Origin of the sequence: Streptomyces sp. NPDC003036, assembly GCF_040611175.1 — a bacterium.
In the GTDB taxonomy this organism is placed as follows: domain Bacteria; phylum Actinomycetota; class Actinomycetes; order Streptomycetales; family Streptomycetaceae; genus Streptomyces.
In genome coordinates this window covers 19,718-39,816 of sequence record NZ_JBEXNO010000003.1, presented here as the reverse complement: position 1 = coordinate 39,816, position 20,099 = coordinate 19,718, and the positions used below count along the sequence as shown (strand labels likewise).

Genomic DNA, 20,099 nt, shown 5'->3' with positions numbered 1-20,099 from the left:
AGGCGTAGGTGTGGGGGCATGAACGTATGCCACGTCACCTCCGACGGCGCCGACTGGCTCGCCTCCGCCGCCCCTCACCCGCACGCCACCCTTGAGCTCTGGGCGGCGCACCCGGCCGCCCCCGCGGTCCTGCCGTGCGGGCGGGTCTTCGACGTCGTGAGCGGCCCGGCGGTCGCCGGGCGCCGCATCCTGGACCGGCTGTGGGAGGAGGGCCCGGGCTCGGGCCCGGTCGCCGTGCACCGGGGGCGGATGCTGCTGTTCACCGCGCCGGGCACGGCCCAGCGGTTACCGTCGCTCCTGCGCTGGGAACAGTGGGGCGGCGACGACGTGCCGCCGCTGATCTGCCACGGGGTGGGGGACGCCGTGACCGTGCCGCCGCCGGCGCCGCTGGGTGCGACCGAGGGGCCACGCTGGGTGGTGGCGCCGGACTCCCGGCAGCCGTGGCTGCCGGGGCCCGAGGTGCTGCTGTGGGCCGTGCGCCGTTATCGATTTCTCCTCGCCCCGAACAGGGTGCTAAGGTCTACGACGTCAGCAGGCGCCGCTAGCTCAGTTGGTTAGAGCAGCTGACTCTTAATCAGCGGGTCCGGGGTTCGAGTCCCTGGCGGCGCACAGACGGAAGAAGCCCCTCGCGGAAGCGGGGGGTTTCTTCGTTGCCCGGGTCAGCGGGGCGTGATCTTGACGTTCCACGCGCCCGTGGCGGTGCGGTCCGCCACCTCCACGCGCGTGCCCTCCCCCGGCACCGTGAAGGTCTCCCCCACCCCCAGCGGCGCGTCCGCGAGCGGCGCGTACACCGAGCGGTCCCAGCAGGCGCCGGTGCGCGGGTGGGTGTCGACCACCTCGACCGGTCCGGTGCCGGACGACGCCTCGCCCCGTACGCGGTAGATCAGTACGCCCTCGGTGCAGGTGTCCTCGTCGTTGCCGGTCGCGGCGCGCGCCTCGATCGCCAGCGCGCTGTGCTCGCCGGTCCTGACGACCGCCAGCCGGGTGCCCACCGACACGCCCCACTCGGGCGCGGCGGCGAGCGGCTCCAGGGTGAGCAGGGTCGGCTCCCCCTCGGGCACGCAGCGGACCTGGTGCCCGCCGAGCCAGCCCAGCTTCCACTTGTGCCAGCCGAAGAGCTCCGGCGCCATCGCGAACTGGCTGCCCATGACGTCCCAGTCCCCCACATGGGTGTCCCAGTCGCCCTTGCCGTCCGTCGGCCGCCGGTAGAGGTCCGGCAGGTCGAACACGTGCCCGGTCTCGTGGGCGAGGACGTTGCGGTCCGGCGGGTGGCGCTCGAAGACGGTGACGACACGCCGGATGTCGGTGCCGTCCGCGCGCAGCGGGAGGTCGAGGTTGACGACCTTCGTGGCGTCCGAGTCCACGCCGGGCGCGTCCGGGTCGGCGACCAGGTAGACGATGTCGTACCGCGAGAAGTCGACGTACGGATCGGCCACGGCGAGCGCGTCGCGCAGGTAGGCGGCGCGCCGGTGGGGCTCCCAGTCGCGCCGTATGGCGTACGCGGTGGAGGGCCGCGGCATCGGCAGCCACTCGCGCAGCAGGTGGGGGCGGAGGGTGAACCTGCCGTACGACGCGCGCTGGAAGAAGCGGCTGGTGGCCGGGAAGTGGTCGGCGGCGATCTCGTCGGGGTGGGTCAGCGGCGGCGCGTCCGGGAAGGACAGGAAGAGCATGACCGCGTCGAGGTCGCGCACCGGCCGCGGGTAGGCGGCGTTCCAAGTGTCCAGGCCCAGCGAGTGGTGTGCGCCGGTGCGGGGCAGGGCGCACGGCCCCGCCTCGGGCGCGGCGGACGCGGGACCGGCCACGAGGCCCGTCGCGGCGAGCGCCAGGAGAGAGAAGATGCCCGCGGCGGTGGACCGCAGGCGTGCGCGGTCCACTCCCTCGGGTGTCTGCTGACTCTCCACGTCGACCTCCGGGTGCGGGATGCGGGACGTCTCACCACCCTGGGGCGATTTGGTGCGATCCGTCCTGTTCCACTGCCCCACTTGGGTGAGCGGGCCGATTTCACGCAACGTCACAACCGATCAGGGCGGGACCGGTGCGCGCCACACCCGGGCCAGACCCGTGCAGAAACGATCGACCGGGGGCGTGCGGGTGGGGCGGCTCACACCTTCCGGGCGCCTCTCACCCAGTGGCGACGCTGGAACGGCCGCCGCGAGAGCCTCTATGATCGGCACACTTTCGATGGCTGACCATTCCGACCACATCTGTGCGTCACAACTGCCCTGCGGGAGCGAGCGGTGAGCGGAACCTCCAGCGGAACGCCCCATCCACCGGGAGCTGCGGCAGTCTCACCGCCCGACACCGCGGACCTCCCGAACACGCAGAGTCACCAATTTGGCGGTACCGGCCCCGCGTCCGACGCCGAACTGCGCGACTACCGCGCCGCGTTCAACGCCGCCCACCTGGCCATGGCCGTCGTCGACCCCAAGGGGCTCGTCGTCAGCGCCAACGACGCCTTCGCCGCCCTCCTCGGCACCGATCCCGCCTCGCTGAGCGAGCAGCCGGCCTCCGACCTCGTCGACCTCGCCTCCGACAGCCGCACCTGGCACGCCTACCGCGAGGTCCTGCGCGGCCGCCGCTCCCGCTTCCGCTGCACCCGCCGCCTCAAACACCCCGACGGGCGCTCCCTGTGGGCCGAGGTCACCGTCGCGCCCGTACCGCACAGCCGGCGCGTGCTGCTGTCCATCGCCGACATCAGCGACCGGCGCGAGCTCCAGGCGCGGCTGCGCCACCTGCAGATGCACGACCCGGTGACCCGGCTGCCCAACCGCACGCTCTTCTTCGAACGGCTCGCCTCCGCGCTGGAGAACTCCACGTACGACGCGTACGGCTCCTGTGACGCGTACGACTCCTACGGCGATGGCGGATCAGGGCGGATCGGCCTCTGCTACCTGGACCTGGACGGCTTCAAGGCCGTCAACGACACCCTCGGGCACCGCGTCGGCGACCGGCTGCTGGCGGCCGTGGCCGCCCGGCTCACCGAGTGCGCGGACAGCGACGGCTACACGCGCAGCGGCGGCCATCTCGTCGCCCGGCTCGGCGGCGACGAGTTCGCCATCCTCGTCGAGGACTCGACGGGTACGGAGCAGCTCGCCGACCTCGCGCGGTCCGTACTCGCGGCCGTGCAGCGGCCGTTCGACCTGGCCGGGCAGCGGCTGTCGGTCTCGGCGTCGATCGGGGTCGTCGAGCGGGCCGCCGCCGGCACCACCGTGACGGGCCTGATGCAGGCCGCCGACACCACGCTGTACTGGGCCAAGGCCGACGGAAAGGCCCGCTGGACGCTCTTCGACCCCGAGCGCAACGCCCACCGCATGACGCGGCAGTCGCTCTCCTCCACCCTCCGCCCGGCCGTCGAGCGCGGCGAGTTCGCCCTGGAGTACCAGCCGCTCGTCGGCATGTCCGACGGGACGGTACGCGGCGTCGAGGCGCTGGTGCGCTGGAACCACCCGCAGTTCGGCTCGCTGGCGCCGAATCGGTTCATCGGGATCGCCGAAGAGGACGGCTCGATCGTCCAGCTGGGGCAGTGGGTGCTGCGCACCGCGTGCCGCCAGGCCCGGCAGTGGCAGAAGGACCACCCGCGCGAGAAACCGCTGTTCGTCAGCGTCAACGTCGCCGTGCGCCAGGTGTGGGACTCCGACCTGGTCGCGGACGTCGCCGAGATCCTCGCCGAGACCGGGCTCGCGCCCCACCTCCTCCAGCTGGAGCTCACCGAGTCGGCCGTCATGGGGTCGGCCGGCCGGCCGCTCCAGGCCCTCCAGGCGCTCAGCGACATGGGCGTGCAGATCGCCATCGACGACTTCGGCACCGGCTACTCCAACCTCGCCTACCTCAGCCGCCTCCCGGTCTCCGTCCTCAAGCTGGACGGCTCGTTCGTCCGCGGCTTCCAGGACGAGGAGCACCCGAACCCGGCCGACGAGGTCATCGTCGAGGCCCTGGTCCAGCTCGCGCACCGCCTCGGCCTCACCGTCACCGCCGAGTGCGTCGAGACCTCCGGCCAGGCGGCGCGCCTGCGCCGCATCGGCTGCGACACCGGCCAGGGCTGGCTCTACTCCCGGGCGGTGGCCCCGGACCGCATCCCGCAGCTGATCGGCGCCGGGACGTGAAACCGCCCCTGCCCGGGGGGTGTTCGCCGGGCAGGGGCGGTGGTCGTGGGGGGTGGGTCTCAGATCAGCAGGCGCCGAGGTCCTGCCAGACGCCCCACTCGCCGGTGGTGCCGGGCTCCTCGCCCTTCGTCCACCACTTGGCCTTCCAGGTCCGCCCCTTGTGGGAGACCTGCGCGCCACCGGTGTACTCCGCCGTCGCGGACCAGGCCGCGGCCGTGCAGGCACCCGGCGTGGGAGTGGGGGTGGGCGTCGGCGTCGGGGTCGGGGTCGGGGTCGGCGTGGGAGTCGGGGTCGGGGTCGACGGCGACGAACCGACGGCCGCCACGATGTCGTTGAGCAGCGTGGTCCGCTCGTCCAGTCCGAGCAGCGAGTACATCATCGCGCCCGCCAGGCCCCGGCTGTGGGCGTAGTCCGCGCGGGCCTGGATCGACCGCTTGTCCAGCCCGGTGAAGAACTCGCCGTCCTTGTAGAAGTACGACGCCTTCGCCCGGTCGTCCCAGAACGTCGTCGCCGCGTTGTCGACGATGCCGCCGAGCTCCTTGTAGTGCGCGATACCGGCCTGCTGGCTGACGGGCCGGGCGGCGGAGGCGCCGGTCGCGGGCTGCGCGAGGCCGTTCTTCGTCCCGGCCGGGACACCCTTCCAGCCGCGGTAGTAGAACTCGTACCCGAGCGTCAGCTTGTTGGCGGGGAAGCCGCCCGCGATGCCGTACGCCGGCTTGCCGTCGATCCAGGCGTCGATGGCGTTGTCGATCGAGTACTTCTCGGTGCCGGGCTTGATCGGGTCGGTCGGGTCGTCGGAGCCGGAGTACAGCGGCGACTGGTGGTACGTCGGCCCGTCGCCGTCCCAGGCGCCGTGCATGTCGTACGTCATGATGTTCGCGTAGTCGAGGTACGCGCCGATCTTGTCCGTCTCGATGTGCTTGATCTTGTCCTGCCCGGCCGGCAGGGCGGCGGTCAGCAGGTACTTCTTGCCGCCGTGGGCGGCGCCGTACGCGTCCAGCTGCTTGCGGAACTCGGCGAGCAGCAGCGTGAAGTTCTGCTTGTCCTCGGGGCCGTAGTGGTTGCCGAGGTGGCCGTCGGGCGAACCGGGGTACTCCCAGTCGATGTCGATGCCGTCGAAGATTCCCGCCGCCGTACCGGGGCCGCCGTACCCGCCCTCGACCGGCAGGTCACCGGCGATGTACTGCTTGACGCACGAGGCCACGAACTTCTTGCGGCTCGCGTCCGTCTTCGCGGCGTCGTGGAAGTACTTGGAGTACGTCCAGCCGCCCAGCGAGATGTTGATCTTCAGCTTCGGGTACTTCGCCTTCAGCTCCTTGAACTGGTTGAAGACGCCCACGATCGGCTGGTCCCACTTGTCGGCGACCCCGTCGACGCTGTCGGCGGCCGAGAAGGACCGCTGGTAGTCGGCGTACGAGTCGCCCGCGCCGTCACCGGCGTTGGGGTTGGCGTCGTCGCCCGCCGCCTTGTTGGCCTGGAAGCAGGTGAGCTCGGTGGGGTGGATGTTGCCGAAGGAGTAGTTGATGATGTCCAGCTTGCCCGCGATGCCCCGCGTGTCGAGGTGCTTGGGGTAGAAGGCGTTGCCGTAGACGCTCCACTGGTCGTAGTACGCGATCTTCACCCCGCCGGAGGAGGGCGCGGCGGCGGCCGGGGCGGCAGCGGCGGCGGTGCCGGGGCCGGCGAGGGCGGCCAGCGCGCCGGCGGTCAGCGCCACGCCGGTGAGCGCGGCGACGAGGGGTTTGCGGTGCTGCACGTGCGGCCTCCGAGGGGGGTGGCGGTACGGGAGTTGGAGCAGTGATAGCGGCCGCGTGAACAGTGCGTCAATGGTCCGAACCAAACGAGGACTAGACCAATTCCACCGCGAAACCCCTCGTCAGGGGCGCGTGCGAACCGCCCGCCACCGGTGATGACGAGCGGTTTAAGGCTCCCTTATGGATCTTGTGCACCCGTTCCCGAGCCCGAACCACGCGCAGCGGTCAGAAGCCGTACGCGTCCGCGATCAGGTCGTAGCTGCGCAGCCGCGCCTCGCTCCCGTGCGCGTTGGCCGTGATCATCAGCTCGTCGGCGCCCGTGCGCTTCTGGAGGTCGTCCAGCCCCGCCCGTACCGCGTCCGGCGTGCCGTGGACGACGTTCGACAGCCAGCCGTCGACGAACTCCCGCTCCGCCGGGCTGAAGGCGTACGCCTCCGCCTCCTCCGGCGTCGGGATCAGGCCCGGCCGCCCGGTGCGCAGGCGGACCATCGACAGCGCGCCCGTCAGCACCTGGCGCCGCGCCTCCCGCTCGTCCTCCGCGGCGAGCGCGGAGACGCCGATGAGCGCGTACGGAGCATCCAGCACCGCGGAGGGCCGGAAGGAGTCGCGGTAGAGGTCCAGCGCCGGGATGGTGTTCCGCGCCGAGAAGTGGTGCGCGAACGCGAACGGCAGCCCCAGCGCCCCCGCCAGCCGGGCGCTGAAGCCCGAGGACCCGAGCAGCCACACCGGCGGGCGGCCCGACGGGCCCTGCACCGGCCCCGGCACGGCGTGGATCCGGGCGTACGGATGGCCGTCCGGGAAGTCGTCGTCGAGGAAGCGCACCAGCTCCGCGAGCTGCTGCGGGAAGTCGTCGGCGCCTTCGTTCAGACGTTCCGTACGACGGAGGGCCGCCGCCGTGGCGCCGTCCGTGCCGGGCGCGCGCCCCAGGCCCAGGTCGACGCGGCCCGGGGCCATGGCCTCCAGGGTGCCGAACTGCTCGGCGATGACGAGCGGCGCGTGGTTGGGCAGCATCACGCCGCCCGAGCCGAGCCGGATGCGCTCGGTGTGGGCGGCGAGGTGCGCGAGGATCACGGCCGGCGAGGAGGAGGCGACCCCGGGCATGGAGTGGTGCTCGGCGACCCAGTGGCGGTGGTAACCGCGCCGCTCGGCCAGCCGGGCGAGGGCCACGCTGGTGGAGACGGCCTCGGTGGCGGTGCGGCCGCTGCCGACGGTGACCAGGTCGAGGACGGAGAGCGGGACGGGCGCGCTCCCGTGCGCCGTGCCGCGGATGGCGTCGCCGCCTCGTACGGCTTCGTCGTTCACCAAGGGATCCTCCTGCGTGGATGCGTGCATACAGCACCCATCGACAACATGAGGCCCTCTCCGTTTATTCCGGACGCTTGTCCGGAAGCTTTCCGGACGCCTATCTCGTGAGCGCCTCCGCGCCCTCCCGCGCGAACAGCCTCCCCAGCTCCGCCGACCACGCCCCGCGCCGCTCCGCCAGCCGCAGCCCCTCCCACACCGTCACCTGGTTCCCGGTGAGCACCGGCTTGCCCACCGCCGCCTCCAGCTCCGGCAGGTACGCCACCGTGTGGAGCGCCGTGTCGGGCAGGAGCACCGCCTGGGCCTGCGGATGGTCGCCGGTCCTGGCGAGCTGGAGCACATGCTCCCGGCCCCACCGGGCGAGCTCGGCCGCCGTGACGACGGAGCTCGACCGGGCCGCCACCACCTCGAGCCCGGCGGCCTCCAGGAACCGTACGAAGAGCTCCGTGACGTCCGGCGGGTACGTGGCCGCCACCGCGACCCGCCGCACCCCCAGCGCCTCCGCCGCGTGCGCGAACGCGAACGCCGTGCTCGACGCAGGTAGCCCGGCCGCCGCCGCGAGGGTCCGGATCTGCTCGTGGGCGCCCTCCCATCCGTACACGAACGACCCGCTCGTGCAGGCCCAGACCACCGACTCGGCGCCGGAGAGCCGCAGCTCCTCGACCCCGGCCGCGAGCCGCTCCGTGGCGCCCATCTCCCGCAGGACGTCCACGCGGTGCGCGTCCTCGCCGATGTCGGTGCGGACGATGGGGAGGTTGAGGCCGTTGAGCAGCGCCTCCATCCGGGGGTAGTCCTCCTCGGCGGCGTGCCCCGGGTAGAGCAGTCCGACCGTCGTCATGTCACGCCCTCCATGTCACGCCCTCCTGTCGGTCGGTGTTCCCGTACGCATACCCCGCGCGGTCTCGGGTAGCCGCGCGCCCATGGCCCGTACAGCTCGTCGACTCAGAACCACCCGTCCGATACCCCGGCGCACCCTGCTGCTCGGCTCGGCGGTCGCCGCCCTGGGCGCGGGTACCGCCGCGTGCAGCCGCGTCGCCTCCGGCAACTCCCTGGACCGGCTCAGATCGCAGGGCACCGTCCGGCTCGGCATCGCCGGCGAGGTCCCCTACGGGTACGTCGACGAGCAGGGCGAGTTCACCGGCGAGGCGCCGGAGCTGGCGAAGGTGATCTTCAAGCGGCTCGGCATCGGCCGCGTGCAGCCCGTCGCCACCGATTTCGCCTCCCTCATACCCGGCCTGAACTCCCAGCAGTTCGACATCGTCTCGGCCGGGATGTACATCAACAAGGAACGCTGCCGGCAGGTCATCTTCTCGGACCCCGAGTACCAGATGCTCGACTCCTTCGTCGTCCGCAAGGGCAACCCCCTGAACGTGCGCTCGTACGAGGACGCGGTCCGCGCCAAGGCCACGTTCGCCACCGCCACCGGGTACGCGCAGCTCGACTACGCCGTGGCCGCCGGGTACCCCGAGAAGGACGTCGTCATTCTCCAGGACCAGGTGGCCGGTCTGAACGCCGTCGAGTCCGGCCGCGTCGACGTCTTCGCGGCCACCGCGCTCACCGCCCGCCTGGTCGTGGAGAAGAGCCGGCGGGCCGAGGCGACGGCGCCCTTCTCGGCGGTCGTCGACGGCGAGAAGAAGATCGACGGCGGCGGCTTCGCCTTCCGCCCCACCGACCACGACCTCCGGGACGCCTTCAACGCCGAGATCCACAAGATGAAGAAGAGCGGCGAGCTCTTCCGCATCATGCGGCGCTTCGGTTTCACCCAGGCCGAGATGACCACGCTCACCGCCGAGGAGCTGTGCCGATGACCGCAGGACTCTGGCAGAACTGGGTGCTGCCGGGCATCTGGACCACCGTCCAGCTGCTCGTGTACAGCGCCGCGCTCGGCGCGCTGGTCGCCTTCACCGTCGGCACGGCCCGTACCCACCGCTCGCTCTTCGTCCGCTTCCTGGCGGGCGCGTACACGGAGATCTTCCGGGGCACGTCGGCGCTGGTGCTGATGTTCTGGCTGTTCTTCGTGGTGCCGCCGCTGCTGGGCTGGCAGCTGGTGCCGATGTGGGCGGCGGTACTCGCGCTCGGCCTGTCGTACGGGGCGTACGGCGCCGAGATCGTGCGCGGCGCGCTGAACTCCGTACCGAAGGCCCAGCGTGAGGCGGGCGTGGCGCTCAGCTTCACGCCCTGGCAGCGGCTGCGGCTGATCCTGCTGCCGCAGGCCGTCCCCGAGATGATCCCGTCCTTCTGCAACCTCCTCGTCGAACTGCTCAAGGGCACGGCGCTGGTGTCCCTGCTCGGTGTCGGGGACGTGTCCTTCGCCGCGTACCTGGTGCGCCTGGCGACCCAGGAGAGCGCGCAGATCTACTCCGTCATCCTGGTGATCTACTTCGTGATCGCGTTCGTCATCACCCGCTCCATGAAGGCACTCGAACGGAAGACCAAGGCGAACGTCGGGGTGGTGGCCAAGTGAACTGGGACTGGTCCGCGGTGGCGGACTTCATGCCGCGCTTCTGGGACGGGCTGCTGGTCACGCTGCAGATCCTCGTCCTCGGCTCGCTCATCTCCTTCACCCTCGGCCTCGTCTGGGCGGCCGGTTTCCGCGCCCCGAGCCGGCTGGTGCGGTGGCCGGTGCACGCCGTGACGGAGTTCATCCGCAACACGCCGCTGCTGGTGCAGCTCTTCTTCCTCTTCTTCGTACTGCCGGAGTGGGGGGTGCAGTTCTCCGCCCTCACCACCGGCACGCTCGCGATCGGGCTGCACTACTCGACGTACACCGCGCAGGTGTACCGGGCCGGGATCGACGCCGTACCGGCCGGGCAGTGGGAGGCCGCCACCGCGCTGAGCCTGCCGGCCCACCGCACCTGGCTCGCGGTGATCCTGCCGCAGGCGCTGCGCCGCGTGGCGCCGGCGCTGGGCAACTACGTCATCGCGATGCTGAAGGACACGCCGCTGCTGGCCGGAATCAGCGTGCTGGAGCTGCTCCAGCAGTCCCGGCTGGAGAGCGCGGCGACCTTCCAGTACACCGAGCCGCTGACGGTCGTCGGTGTCGCCTTCATCCTCATCGCCTATCCGGCATCCCTTCTCGTACGAGCCCTGGAGCGCCGCCTTGTCCACTGACTCCCCGTCCACCGAGCTGATCACCTTCGAGAACGTCACCAAGCGCTTCGGCGAGAACACCGTCCTCGACGACCTGTGCTTCTCGGTCGAGGCGGGCCGGCACGTCACGCTCATCGGCCCGTCCGGCTCGGGCAAGACGACGATCCTGCGGATGCTGATGACGCTGGAGAAGCCCGACGCGGGCACCATCCGCGTGAACGGCGGCCGGCTCTTCCCGGCCGACGAGAAGCAGCGGCGCGAGACGCGCAAGAAGATCGGGATGGTCTTCCAGCACTTCAACCTCTTCCCGAACATGTCGGTGCTGCGCAACATCACCGAGGCCCCGGTGCGTGTGCTGGGCCTGGAGGAGGACGAGGCGGTGGAGCGCGGCCGGGAGCTGCTGGAGATGGTGGGGCTCGCCGACAAGTGCGACGCGAGACCGGCTCAGCTCTCGGGCGGCCAGCAGCAGCGGGTGGCGATCGCGCGGGCGCTGGCGATGCGGCCGCAGGTCCTGCTGCTGGACGAGGTCACCTCGGCGCTCGACCCGGAGCTGGTGGCCGGGGTGCTGGACCTGCTCAGGGACATCGCCCGGTCCACGGACATCACCATGCTCTGCGTCACCCACGAGATGAACTTCGCCCGCGACATCTCGGACGAGGTGCTCATGTTCGACGCGGGGAAGGTCATCGAGTCGGGTTCGCCGGAGCGGATCTTCTCCGATCCGGAGCACGACCGCACGCGCGACTTCCTCGGTGCGGTGCTCTGACCTCCCGCTCTGCGCCGGAACTAGGCCATTGGCATATGCCAGAGTGTCCCGTCCCTGCATATGACCCCGGGACGGGACACTTTCTTGCCAACGGGACCTCCTGAAACGGTTCTTGGCGGCTATCGTGGTACAGAAGCATGCGGTCACAACCTGGTAGGGGGAAACCGTGGCGCCGAAGCCCGAGCCGACCGCGCCGTTCCATTCGGTGCACTACGCCCTGCGCGTCCTCGAAACGATCTCCCGGCATCCCGGAGGCGTCACCGACGTCCAGATCGCACGCGAGACCGGACTCCCGACCGGCCACCTGGCCCCGATGCTCCTGATGCTGCGCCGCGAGGGGTACGTGGAGCAGGTCTCCGACGGCGCGTACGTCGTGGGCGACTCCCTCGTCCTGCTCGGCTCCGGCGCCACCCGCCGCGAGGCCCTGCAGAACAAGCTCCAGGAGACCCTGACCGAGCTGCGCGACTCGCTCGGCGCCGCCGTCTACATCAGCCGGTACATCGACGGCGAGGTGAAGGTCACCCAGGTCGCGGACGGGCCGCACACGCCCAAGGTCAACGAGTGGGTCGACTTCCGCTCCGCCGCGCACGCGAGCGCGGTCGGCAAGTGCCTGCTGACGCAGCTGGACGTGAACGGGCGCAGAGACCACCTCTCCCGCCACAAGATCGCGCGGCTCACCTCCCGCACCATCACCAGCGAGAAGGTGCTCTTCTCCAAGCTGGACAGCCAGCCGCCGACCGTCCCCGTCCTGGACCTCCAGGAGTACGCCGTGGGCACGGTCTGCGCGGCGGTCCCGCTGACCGCCGGTTCGGCCGTGGGCTGCCTCGCGCTCTCGCTCCCGATCGAGCACGCGCACCGGCTGCGCTCGGCGGCCGACGCGCTGAACCGCAAGGCGGCGCCGGTGGTGCTCTCGCTGACGCTTTAAACCTGCACGCGCCCGATGTGAGCCAGCTCACGCCCTCACGGCCAGAAGCACACCTCGGACCAGGTAGTATTAACTCTGTCAGCAGGCGCCGCTAGCTCAGTTGGTTAGAGCAGCTGACTCTTAATCAGCGGGTCCGGGGTTCGAGTCCCTGGCGGCGCACAGACGGGAAAAGCCCCTCGCGAGAGCGAGGGGCTTTTTCGTGCGGGTGCTGCGGGTGTCCAGGTGCGCACACGGCTCAGAACTGGACGTCCGAACAGGCGTAGAAGGCGTTCCCCGTGTCGGCGATCGTCCAGACGGCGAGGATGAGGTGCCTGCCCGTCTTGCCGCTGGGGATCGTCCCGCTGTGCGAGAGCGTGGACGGCGGCTGCTGGGCGTTGTACGGGACCGTCAGGAACGGCTGCGGGTCCAGGGCCGCGCGGGTGAGCGGAGCGCTGGAGTTCCAGCCGTTACGGGTGATGTAGTACTTGAAATCGGTGGTGCGGTGCCGTGCCGTGAACTGCCAGCGGAAGGTGTGGCTCTGACCTCCGGCCACCTTGGTGGCGGGCCAGTTCCCGCCCCGCGGGTCGTCGAGCTGGGCGAAGGTGGAGTTGCCGCCGGCGCATATCTTGCCGTCGGCGGGTCCGCCGGCCGGGAAGCCCTTGGGACCCTCGACCGACTGCGGCTCCCACTGGATGGCGCCGCAGTTGGTGACGGTGCCGTTGGCGCAGAGCTTCTGGCGGCTGATGGGTGAGTCGGTGTAGCCGTGGCTGCTGGCGCTGCCGGTAGCGAGGAGAGAGGCTCCGGCGACGCCGAGGGCCACCACGGCCGCGCCTATCGTGCGGTTTCGCATGCTGGTGCTCCAGGTGAACGTGGGGGAAGTTCCATGAGCCGTGCTGCACACGCGCGCGCGTGGTGGTGCGGTGGTGCGGTGGTGCGATCCAGACCGGGCTTTGGTCTGGACCAACTCCCAATGTAGGGACGTCAATTAGACATGTCCATACCAATCACGGGCCTTCGACCGGACCACTGCGGCCCGTGTAGAACGCCACCGTCAGGTCCTTGACCAGCGCCTTGCGGTCGTAGTCGTCCAGCTCGACCAGACCACGCGTGGTCAGCCGGTGGACCATGTCGTCCACCGCGTCCACCACCGAGGTGAGCACCACGTCCCGGTGCTTGGCGTCGATCGACGCGATGCGCCGCCGCTGCATCGCGGCCGCGATCTCGGGCGCGTACTCGATCCGCGTCGGCTGCGCCGAGAAGACGTCGATGCCGACCGGAGCGCACTCCTCCGACAGCATCCGCGTCAGCGTGTCCCCCACCACCTCCGCGTCCCGCAGCGTCGGCGCGTCCTCGTGGAAAGCGTCGGCCGGGAGTTGCGAGAGCACCCGGGCCATCGCCGCCTCCACCTGCTCGCGCAGGTACTGCTCGTGGTCCGCGACCCCGAGCGCCGCCCGGACCGTGTCCCGGATGCGCCACACCACCAGCACCACCACCCGCAGCGCCGTACCGTGCGCGTCCACGGCGGGCAACGGCTCGCTGCGCCAGTGCCGCAGCCGTACGTCGACCCGGCGGCGCAGCATGAGCGGGCTCACCCACACCAGCCCGGTGCGCCGCACGCTGCCCCGGTAGTCGCCGAAGAGGGTCAGCACCCACGCGTAGCCGACCCGCCCGCGCGCCAGCCCGCCGAAGGCGAACAGCGTCAGCAGCACCCCGAGCGCCAGCAGCGCCCACCAGCCGAGGGCGATGCCGTTGTACGGAGGGGACGGCAGCCGCAGCATGTGCGTCAGTGCCGGGGGCACGACACCCACCCACCAGAGCACGGCCGCGCACCCGGCGAGCGCGGCGGCACCGGCGACGACCCCGGCCCAGCCGGGCAGCGCGGGCCCCGGCCGCTCCACGAGGCGCGGATCGCCCGACGGCACGGGGCGCGACCGGGCGGACGCCGCCACCTGTGCCGGTGCCTGGGTCGGTACGGACCCGGCGCCGGCCACGGTCCCGGACATGGTTCCGTACACGGCTTTGGGCGCGGCTTTGGGCGCGGAGCCCACGGGCGGCCGCGGCGGCGCCTCCTCGCGTACCGCCGTGACGGGGCCGACCACCACACCGGTCACGCCGGTCGCAGCGGTCGCGGTCGTGGCGCCGTCGCCACCGCCCTCGCCTTCCCCGTCGTCCCGGAACAGCAGATGGACCGGGATGGGCCCGGTCGTCTCGTGGCCGATCACCGGGACGCGCCGCACGTGCGCCCCGCCGCTCGGCGTCCCCTCGCCCTCCGGCGTCCCCGTACGCATCACTCGCTCCTCGTCCTCACGCCCGGTCATCGGAACAGCCGCCGCCATGTCTCCGGCCCCGGATAGCCGTCCGCCTCCCGGCCCCGCCAGCCCTGCGCCCGCTGGAACGCCTCGACGTTGCGCCGGTCGGCCTCGCTCCAGCGCGGGCTCGGCCCCGAGCGGTAGTGGGCGCCGAAGCCCCGCTTCACCAGCCGGCGGCCGAGCTGCTCGACGTACGCGTTGGACTGGCCCGGCCGGAACCAGCCGCGCCCCGGGAAGGCCGGCGCGCCGGCGCTGCGGGCGGTGCCCGGGATGTCGCGGCCCTGCCCCTTCACCAGCAGCCGCCAGGTGTGCGGCCCGGGCAGCCCGTCCGCCTCGCGGCCCCGCCAGCCCTGCGCCCGCTGGAACGCCCGGGTGGCCTTGCGGTCGGCGTCGCCCCACCGGGGCCCGGGCCCGGAGCGGTAGAACCCCTCGCCGCCGCGCGCCGCGAGCATCCGCCCCAGCTGGGTCACGTACCGGTTGTCGGCGCCGGTCCCGAAGGAGCCGGCGCCGGGGTAGGACACCGGAGTGCTCCGGCCCCCGGCGGTGGGAAGGGCGCTGAGGCCCTTGTAGCGGTAGGCCACGTAGCGGCTGGAGTTGGTCCAGTACGCCAGGGGCGTGGCCTGCCGGCGGGCGTGCGGCCGGGCCTGCTCGTAGGCGATGTAGTAGGTGCGCGTGTAGTCCGTCCAGCCGCCGAAAATGGTGACGTGCGAGCCCTTGTTCGGGTCGTCGGGGTTGTGGAACAGCAGAATGTCGCCGGGCTCGAGCTCGCTATGGCTCAGGGGGGTGCCGTACCGGTCGAGGGTGCCGGTCCACTCGTTGCCGGGCAGGCCCCAGGCCATCGAGACGAAACCGGAGCAGTCCTGGCGGTAGCCGTCGTGCCAGTACTTCTCCATCGAGTACGGGACCTTCGCCGCGACCCAGAGCTTGGCCCGGTTGATGATCTCGGCGCGGGTGGTGCGGCGCAGCGCGTGCACGGACACCCCCGCCTGACTCGCCGTCGGCCCTGGGCGCGGCCGCCCGTGCAGGGGCCCCGCCTGGCCCTGCGGCGTGTCGGGCCCGGGGTCGTCGCGGCCCGCGTGGGCGCCGGTGGTCCCGGCCCGTGCCGGCGGGTGGGCGGTGGGGGCCTCGGCCCCCGGCGCGGCGCCGGCGCCCGCACCCAGGGCCACGCCGGCCGCGGTGACCAGGACCAGGGCGCGGCGGGCGCCGTGGGCGGCGGGGTGGCCGCCGGCGTGCACGGCGAGCCCGAGAGCCAGCTCGCGCCGCTGCCGGGCGCAGCCCGCACACGGGCAGTCGGCGTCGGGCTCGTACTCCTCGAAGACCAGGGCGGCGGCCATGCGGATCCTCTCCTCGCTGCGGTACGGGCGCCAGTGTCCCAACCATCCAGATATGTCGCATTTTGACTGAAGGAAGGGGAAAACCGGTCAGCTGACAGGCCGAGCCGCCGGGGCGGGATGGTCGGGACCACTCCCGGACATCCGGTAGAGTTATGCAGGTCAGCAGGCGCCGCTAGCTCAGTTGGTTAGAGCAGCTGACTCTTAATCAGCGGGTCCGGGGTTCGAGTCCCTGGCGGCGCACGCGAGGTCGAGGCCCTCTCACCACCGGTGAGGGGGCCTCGATCGTTTCCGTGGCCACATCCGTGCGGTCGCCCTCGCGGTCATCCGTGTGATCAAGAAGGGGGCCGTAGACTCCGGCGTGGAACCGGCACCCCAAGGGGGCATTCGGTTCGCGCAGTTGGGGGAGTGGCCTTCCGCAGGTGCTCCGGTGACGGAATCGATGGGGCGGGGGCCCGTTCACAAGCCGATCACAGGACAGGCATCATGCAACCGGAAGGCCTCTGTTTCCTGTCTGAGGAGACGGCGGCCCGCCACTGATGCACCCGTTCGCGGCGGCCGAGGGAAGCCGAGGAAATCGCGCGACCCGGGTGTGAACGAACACGACCAATCACGCAGCCAGCATGCGTGCAGGGGGATGACTCATGACGTCGACGCCATCCGGCGCCCGGCAGGACAACGACCCATCCCGGACCACTCAGCTTCGGGTGCCCCCGCAGCTTCGGACCGGGGGCGGGCCCCGGCAGCGCGCCGTCGCCAAGCCACTGCCGCGCTACGACTACGAGCACTACAGCAGGCTCGCCGGGCCGCTCACCCAGCCGGACCCGAACAAGCCGTACACGGTGCAGTACCGGTCCCTCATCTCGCAGGAGCCGCACCGCATCCGGGTCGCGCTGATGCTCGCCGCGGCGCCGGTGCTCTCGCTGGTGCTGCTGGTCTGGCTGCTCCAGCCCTCGCACTGGACGGAGCGCGACTACCCGGCCTTCCCCTGGCTGCCGGCCCTCGACGTCGTCATGCTCGTCTCGATCGGCCTGATCGAGCTCTTCCGCTGCATGAACGTCTTGTCGAACGCGCACGCGACCCTCGTCGCCCGTGACCCGATACCGGTCGTGCCGGAGACCGGCACCCGCGTCGCCTTCCTCACCTCCTTCGTCCCGGGCAAGGAGCCCCTGGAGATGGTGACGAAGACACTGGAGGCCGCGGTGAGGATCCGTCACCGCGGGCTCATGCACGTCTGGCTACTGGACGAGGGCGACGACCCCGAGGTCAAGGCCGTCTGCGAGCGCCTGGGTGTGCACCACTTCTCCCGCAAGGGCATCGCGAAGTGGAACCAGCCCTCCGGCCCCCATCGCGCCAAGACCAAGCACGGCAACTACAACGCCTGGCTGGACGCGCACGGCGACAACTACGACTTCTTCGCCTCCGTCGACACCGACCACGTGCCGCTGCCGAACTACCTGGAGCGCATGCTCGGCTTCTTCCGCGACCCGGACGTCGGCTTCGTCATCGGCCCGCAGGTCTACGGCAACTACGACAACTTCGTCACCAAGGCCGCCGAGTCGCAGCAGTTCCTCTTCCACGCGCTGATCCAGCGCGCCGGCAACCGCTACGGCGCGCCCATGTTCGTCGGCACGTCGAACGCCGTGCGCATCAAGGCGCTGAAGCAGATCGGCGGCCTGTACGACTCGATCACCGAGGACATGGCGACCGGCTTCGAGATCCACCGCCACAAGAACCCGGCGACGGGCCGGAAGTGGCGCTCCGTCTACACCCCGGACGTCCTCGCGGTCGGCGAGGGCCCCAGCGCGTGGACGGACTTCTTCACCCAGCAGATGCGCTGGTCGCGCGGTACGTACGAGACGATCCTCAAGCAGTACTGGAAGGGCTTCGGCACGCTGCCGGCGGGCAAGCTCTTCAACTACACGATGATGATCATCTTCTATCCGATGTCCGCCCTGAACTGGATCCTCGCCGCGCTGAGCTGCGCGCTCTTCCTGGGCCTGGGCGCCTCGGGCGTGAACATCGACCCGACCGTGTGGCTGATGCTCTACGGCAACGCCTCCGCGCTCCAGATCGGCCTGTACGTCTGGAACCGCCGCCACAACGTCTCCCCGCACGAGCCGGAGGGATCCGGCGGCGTGGCCGGCATGGTCATGTCCGCGCTGTCCGCGCCGCTCTACGCCAAGGCGCTGATCGACTCCGCCCTGCGCCGCAAGAGCAAGTTCGTCGTCACCCCCAAGGGTGACTCGGCGAGCCCGGACCGGTGGTTCGGGACCTTCCGGTACCACTGGTACTTCATCGCGATCTTCGTCGGCTCCATGGTCGCCGGTTTCGTCTTCGGCAACTCCCACCCCGCGATGGTCATCTGGGCGTCGTTCGCGACGCTGATCACCGCGCTGCCGATCTTCGTCTGGCGGCACATGCTGCGCCAGGAGAAGAAGCGACGCCCCGCGCGGCACGCCGGCGGGGGCCGGCCGCCGCAGCCGCCCGCGCCGGCCGTGGACCACGCGCCGCAGGACCGGCCGAGGTGGGCCGAGCAGAACGACACCATGCAGATCGCCCTTGGGGGACGTAACAAATGAGCAGCCTGCCCGTCCGGCCCAACCACCGGAAGAACCGCGCCCGTCGCATCCTGATAGGCACGGCGGTGGTCGCGGTGGTCGCCGGGTTCAACGGGCCGGCCCTGTACCGGTACGGCTCGGAGAAGTACCACGACTACACGATCAACAAGCCGGAGTACAAGGCCGCCAACGGCCACTGGGACTTCCTCGACGTCCCCTCCGAGTTCCGGATCAACACCATCCACGCGGCGCTGCTGCACACCGGCAAGGTGCTGCTCATCGCCGGATCCGGCAACAACCAGAAGAACTTCGACGCGAACAAGTTCGAGTCGGTGCTGTGGGACCCGAAGACGAACACCTTCAAGAAGATCCCCACGCCCAAGGACATGTTCTGCGCCGGGCACACCCAGCTGCCCGACGGGAAGCTGCTGGTCGCGGGCGGCACCAAGCGGTACGAGAAGCTGAAGGGCGACGTCACCAAGGCCGGCGGCCTGATGATCGTCCACAACGAGGACCCGGACAAGCCGATCACACTGCCCGCGGGCACGAAGTTCACCGGCAAGGCCAACGGCAAGACCTTCGTCTCCAAGGACCCGATCCTGGTGGAGAAGGCGAAGAAGGTCTTCGACCCGGCCACCGGCCGCTTCCTGCGCACCCAGCCGGGCCTCGGCCGGATCTACGTGGAGGCCGAGGAGTCCGGCAAGGAGTTCGAGACCGGCACCGAGGACAACTACAAGGTCGAGGGCCTCAAGGGCAAGGACGCCCGCAACGTCTACGGCATGGCGCAGAAGCTCGCCCTCGACAAGAAGGACTTCCAGGGCATCAAGGACGCCTTCGAGTTCGACCCGGTCGCCGAGAAGTACATCAAGGTCGACCCGATGAACGAGGCCCGCTGGTACCCCACGCTGACCACCCTCGAGGACGGCAAGGTCCTCGCCCTCTCCGGCCTCGACGAGATCGGGCAGATCGTCCCCGGCAAGGACGAGATCTACGACCCGAAGACCAAGACGTGGGAGTACACCGGGATCGAGCGCCGCTTCCCGACCTACCCGGCGATCTTCCTGATGGACAACGGCAAGCTCTTCTACTCCGGCTCCAACGCCGGGTACGGCCCCGCCGACGTCGGCCGTGAGCCGGGCGTCTGGGACCTGGAGACCAACACATTCGACAAGATCCCGGGCCTGAGCGACCCCGACAAGATGGAGACCTCGGCGACGGTCATGCTGCCGCCCGCGCAGGACCAGAAGTTCATGGTCATCGGCGGCGGCGGGGTCGGCGAGTCCCAGGAGTCCAGCGAGAAGTCCCGCCTGGTCGACCTGAAGGACCCGAACCCCCGCTTCAAGGACGGCGCCACGCTGGAGAAGGGCACCCGCTACCCGAGCGCCTCGCTGCTGCCGGACGACACCGTGCTGGTGACCGGCGGCTCCGAGGACTACCGGGGCCGCGGCGGCTCCAACATCCTCCAGGCGCGGACGTACGACCCGAAGACCGGCCAGTACAAGCGGGTCGCCGATCCGGAGGTGGGCCGCAACTACCACTCCGGGTCCGTGCTGCTGCCCGACGGCCGCGTGATGATCTTCGGCTCGGACTCCCTCTTCGCCGACGCCGCCAACACCAAGCCCGGCGTCTTCGAGCAGCGCATCGAGATCTACACCCCTCCCTACCTGTACCGGGACGCGCGGCCGAAGGTCACCTCGGGGCCGAAGACGATCGAGCGCGGCGAGAGCGGGGTCTTCAAGACGCCGGACGCCGCGAAGATCAAGACGGCGAAGCTGATGCGGCCGAGCGCGGTCACGCACGTGACGGACGTCGACCAGCGCTCGATCGCGCTGGAGGTGGAGAAGACGGCGGACGGCATCGAGGTGACGGTGCCGAAGAACCGGGCGCTGGTGCCGTCCGGCTGGTACATGCTCTTCGTGACGGACGACAAGGGCACGCCGTCGGAGGCAGTCTGGGTCGAGGTTCCGTAACGCGACACCCGT

The 20,099-nt window shown here is 70.9% G+C and carries 14 protein-coding genes, 3 tRNA genes and 2 pseudogenes; 12 read left to right on the top strand and 7 right to left on the bottom strand.

Going from position 1 to position 20,099, the window contains the following annotated elements; translation table 11 throughout:
* Nucleotides 1–18: 18 nt before the first annotated feature.
* A pseudogene (locus tag ABZX67_RS03055) lies at nt 19–545 on the top strand (bifunctional DNA primase/polymerase).
* Nucleotides 536–609: transfer RNA gene (locus ABZX67_RS03050), tRNA-Lys, on the top strand. The pseudogene ABZX67_RS03055 and the gene ABZX67_RS03050 overlap by 10 nt, the downstream one beginning before the upstream one ends.
* Before the next feature lie 50 nt (nt 610–659).
* Here the strand turns inward: ABZX67_RS03050 and ABZX67_RS03045 are convergent.
* Nucleotides 660–1,901, bottom strand: coding sequence for a M6 family metalloprotease domain-containing protein (locus tag ABZX67_RS03045; RefSeq protein WP_355353573.1), 1,242 nt, complete (start codon nt 1,899–1,901; stop codon nt 660–662).
* A 465-nt stretch (nt 1,902–2,366) separates the two neighbouring features.
* On the opposite strand from ABZX67_RS03045, the gene ABZX67_RS03040 reads away from it, so the two are divergent.
* The gene (locus ABZX67_RS03040) at nt 2,367–4,103 is read left to right on the top strand and encodes an EAL domain-containing protein (RefSeq protein ID WP_355354085.1); all 1,737 of its coding nucleotides are present in this window, start codon (nt 2,367–2,369) and stop codon (nt 4,101–4,103) included.
* Nucleotides 4,104–4,167: 64 nt separating this feature from the next.
* On the opposite strand, the gene ABZX67_RS03035 is transcribed toward ABZX67_RS03040, so the two are convergent.
* The 3 genes from ABZX67_RS03035 to ABZX67_RS03025 all read right to left on the bottom strand — a co-directional run bounded on the left by ABZX67_RS03035 (nt 4,168) and on the right by ABZX67_RS03025 (nt 7,994).
* A complete protein-coding gene (locus ABZX67_RS03035) occupies nt 4,168–5,856 on the bottom strand; it encodes a glycosyl hydrolase family 18 protein (protein WP_355353570.1) in 1,689 nt (562 codons plus the stop codon).
* Between the two features lie 223 nt (nt 5,857–6,079).
* Nucleotides 6,080–7,156, bottom strand: a complete 1,077-nt coding sequence (locus ABZX67_RS03030; RefSeq protein ID WP_355353567.1) for an LLM class flavin-dependent oxidoreductase — start codon at nt 7,154–7,156, stop codon at nt 6,080–6,082.
* A gap of 100 nt (nt 7,157–7,256) precedes the next feature.
* Nucleotides 7,257–7,994, bottom strand: a complete 738-nt coding sequence (locus tag ABZX67_RS03025) for a decarboxylase (protein WP_355353564.1) — start codon at nt 7,992–7,994, stop codon at nt 7,257–7,259.
* Nucleotides 7,995–8,076: 82 nt separating this feature from the next.
* Here ABZX67_RS03025 and ehuB point away from each other — a divergent pair, with 82 nt between their 5' ends.
* The 6 genes from ehuB to ABZX67_RS02995 all read left to right on the top strand — a co-directional run bounded on the left by ehuB (nt 8,077) and on the right by ABZX67_RS02995 (nt 12,096).
* A complete protein-coding gene (ehuB, locus tag ABZX67_RS03020) occupies nt 8,077–8,964 on the top strand; it encodes an ectoine/hydroxyectoine ABC transporter substrate-binding protein EhuB (RefSeq protein WP_355353561.1) in 888 nt (295 codons plus the stop codon).
* Complete coding sequence (gene ehuC, locus ABZX67_RS03015) at nt 8,961–9,620, top strand: ectoine/hydroxyectoine ABC transporter permease subunit EhuC (protein ID WP_355353558.1); 660 nt, start codon at nt 8,961–8,963, stop codon at nt 9,618–9,620. Before ehuB ends, ehuC begins: the two co-directional genes overlap by 4 nt.
* Nucleotides 9,617–10,267, top strand: coding sequence for an ectoine/hydroxyectoine ABC transporter permease subunit EhuD (gene ehuD / locus ABZX67_RS03010; protein WP_355353555.1), 651 nt, complete (start codon nt 9,617–9,619; stop codon nt 10,265–10,267). The genes ehuC and ehuD overlap by 4 nt, the downstream gene beginning before the upstream one ends.
* Nucleotides 10,257–11,012: an ectoine/hydroxyectoine ABC transporter ATP-binding protein EhuA gene (ehuA, locus tag ABZX67_RS03005; RefSeq protein ID WP_355353552.1), complete on the top strand. Its 756-nt coding sequence runs from the start codon at nt 10,257–10,259 to the stop codon at nt 11,010–11,012. The genes ehuD and ehuA overlap by 11 nt, the downstream gene beginning before the upstream one ends.
* A 166-nt stretch (nt 11,013–11,178) precedes the next feature.
* Nucleotides 11,179–11,937, top strand: coding sequence for an IclR family transcriptional regulator C-terminal domain-containing protein (locus ABZX67_RS03000; RefSeq protein WP_355353548.1), 759 nt, complete (start codon nt 11,179–11,181; stop codon nt 11,935–11,937).
* Nucleotides 11,938–12,022: 85 nt separating this feature from the next.
* Nucleotides 12,023–12,096: transfer RNA gene (locus ABZX67_RS02995), tRNA-Lys, on the top strand.
* Nucleotides 12,097–12,172: 76 nt separating this feature from the next.
* Here ABZX67_RS02995 and ABZX67_RS02990 read toward each other — a convergent pair.
* The 3 genes and pseudogenes from ABZX67_RS02990 to ABZX67_RS02980 form a co-directional block, all read right to left on the bottom strand.
* Complete coding sequence (locus ABZX67_RS02990; protein ID WP_355353545.1) at nt 12,173–12,766, bottom strand: lytic polysaccharide monooxygenase; 594 nt, start codon at nt 12,764–12,766, stop codon at nt 12,173–12,175.
* Between the two features lie 154 nt (nt 12,767–12,920).
* Nucleotides 12,921–13,847 (bottom strand): annotated as a pseudogene (locus ABZX67_RS02985) (SPFH domain-containing protein); the annotation flags it as partial.
* Between the two features lie 383 nt (nt 13,848–14,230).
* Nucleotides 14,231–15,559: a peptidoglycan-binding protein gene (locus tag ABZX67_RS02980; protein WP_355353542.1), complete on the bottom strand. Its 1,329-nt coding sequence runs from the start codon at nt 15,557–15,559 to the stop codon at nt 14,231–14,233.
* Between the two features lie 166 nt (nt 15,560–15,725).
* Here ABZX67_RS02980 and ABZX67_RS02975 point away from each other — a divergent pair.
* The 3 genes from ABZX67_RS02975 (at nt 15,726) to ABZX67_RS02965 (ending at nt 20,087) form a co-directional block, all read left to right on the top strand.
* Nucleotides 15,726–15,799 (top strand) — tRNA-Lys (locus ABZX67_RS02975).
* Between the two features lie 401 nt (nt 15,800–16,200).
* Nucleotides 16,201–18,138 (top strand): glycosyltransferase family 2 protein, encoded by a 1,938-nt coding sequence (locus tag ABZX67_RS02970; protein WP_355353539.1) that lies wholly within the window; start codon nt 16,201–16,203, stop codon nt 18,136–18,138.
* On the top strand, nt 18,135–20,087 hold the full coding sequence (locus tag ABZX67_RS02965; protein WP_355353537.1) for a galactose oxidase-like domain-containing protein: 1,953 nt from the start codon (nt 18,135–18,137) through the stop codon (nt 20,085–20,087). Before ABZX67_RS02970 ends, ABZX67_RS02965 begins: the two co-directional genes overlap by 4 nt.
* Nucleotides 20,088–20,099 lie beyond the last annotated feature (12 nt).

Bases quoted from the DNA above. Each gene is read 5' to 3' on its own strand.
- ABZX67_RS03025 (WP_355353564.1), bottom strand. From the start codon at position 7,994: ATGACGACGGTCGGACTGCTCTACCCGGGGCACGCCGCCGAGGAGGAC.
- ehuB (WP_355353561.1), top strand. From the start codon at position 8,077: ATGGCCCGTACAGCTCGTCGACTCAGAACCACCCGTCCGATACCCCGG.
- ehuC (WP_355353558.1), top strand. From the start codon at position 8,961: ATGACCGCAGGACTCTGGCAGAACTGGGTGCTGCCGGGCATCTGGACC.
- ABZX67_RS02990 (WP_355353545.1), bottom strand. From the start codon at position 12,766: ATGCGAAACCGCACGATAGGCGCGGCCGTGGTGGCCCTCGGCGTCGCC.
- ABZX67_RS02980 (WP_355353542.1), bottom strand. From the start codon at position 15,559: ATGGCCGCCGCCCTGGTCTTCGAGGAGTACGAGCCCGACGCCGACTGC.
- ABZX67_RS02970 (WP_355353539.1), top strand. From the start codon at position 16,201: ATGACGTCGACGCCATCCGGCGCCCGGCAGGACAACGACCCATCCCGG.
- ABZX67_RS02965 (WP_355353537.1), top strand. From the start codon at position 18,135: ATGAGCAGCCTGCCCGTCCGGCCCAACCACCGGAAGAACCGCGCCCGT.